We start from the raw sequence: 1,385 nt of genomic DNA, 5'->3' as shown, positions 1-1,385 counted from the left end.
CCGCGGGTCCATCCATGCCTTGATCGGCCCCAACGGCGCCGGCAAGACCACGTGCTTCAACCTGCTCACCAAGTTCCTAGAGCCGACGACCGGCACGATCCTGTTCAACGGCATCGACATCACGCGCGAGAAACCGGCGCAGATCGCCCGGCGCGGCGTGATCCGTTCGTTCCAGATCTCGGCCGTGTTCCCGCACCTGACGGTGCTGGAGAACGTGCGCATCGGCCTGCAGCGGCAGCTCGGCACGTCCTATCATTTCTGGCGCAGCGAGAACACGCTCGACACGCTCAACGGGCGCGGCATGGAGYTGCTCGATCAGGTCGGCCTGACCGACGTCGCGCAGACCGTGACCGTCAACCTGCCGTATGGCCGCAAGCGCGCGCTGGAGATCGCCACCACGCTGGCGATGGAGCCGGAGCTGATGCTGCTCGACGAACCCACCCAGGGCATGGGCCATGAGGACGTGGCGCGTGTCACCGAACTGATCCGCAAGGTGGCGGTGGGGCGCACCATCCTGATGGTCGAACACAATATGAACGTGGTCTCGTCGATCGCCGACAAGATCACGGTATTGCAGCGCGGCGCGATCCTGGCCGAAGGGCCGTACGCCGAAGTATCGAAAGACCCGCGCGTGATGGAGGCCTACATGGGCACCGTCGACGCTGAACTGCAGGGCGCGCACTGAGGAGCCAGGATGAGCACAACGCCCGCACTAGAAATCAAGGACCTGCACGCCTGGTACGGCGAATCGCACATCCTGCATGGCGTGGACCTGACCGTGAATCCCGGCGAGGTGGTGACGCTGCTGGGCCGCAACGGGGCCGGGCGCACCACCACGCTGCGCGCGATCATGGGCCTGACCGGCCAGCGCAAGGGTTCGATCCGCGTCAACGGCACCGAGACCATCGGCATGCCGACGCACAAGATCGCGCATTGCGGCATCGGTTACTGCCCGGAAGAGCGGGGCATYTTCGCCAGCCTGTCGTGCGAGGAAAACCTGCTGCTGCCGCCGCTGCTGAAAGGGCAGGGCGGCAGCGCGGTCACCGGCATGAGCGAGGCCGAGATCTACGACATGTTCCCCAACCTGAAGGAGCGCCGCCAGAGCCAGGGCACGCGCCTGTCTGGCGGCGAGCAGCAGATGCTGGCGGTTGGCCGTATCCTGCGCACGGGGGCCAACCTGCTGCTGCTCGACGAGATCTCCGAGGGCCTGGCGCCGGTGATCGTGCAGGCGCTGGCGCGCATGATCCTGATGCTCAAGAAGAAGGGCTACACGGTGGTGATGGTGGAGCAGAACTTCCGCTTCGCCGCGCCGCTGGCCGATCGCTTTTATGTGATGGAACACGGCACCATCGTCGAGCGCTTCGCGGCCGCGGAGCTGCAGGCCA

At 65.9% G+C, this 1,385-nt stretch carries 2 protein-coding genes; both read left to right on the top strand.

The genetic code is table 11. The annotated features are described in order from the left end of the window. Positions 1–685: ABC transporter ATP-binding protein (locus AC1DS6_RS42605; protein ID WP_441637025.1), on the top strand; the 685-nt coding region annotated here is incomplete at its 5' end. 9 nt (positions 686–694) lie between these two features. After that, positions 695–1,385: ABC transporter ATP-binding protein (locus tag AC1DS6_RS42600; protein WP_477104806.1), on the top strand; the 691-nt coding region annotated here is incomplete at its 3' end.

This window comes from Cupriavidus sp. 05L310, from assembly GCF_056398185.1.
Note: the sequence above shows the minus strand (reverse complement) of the source record. Positions and strands in the feature narration are given on the sequence as shown.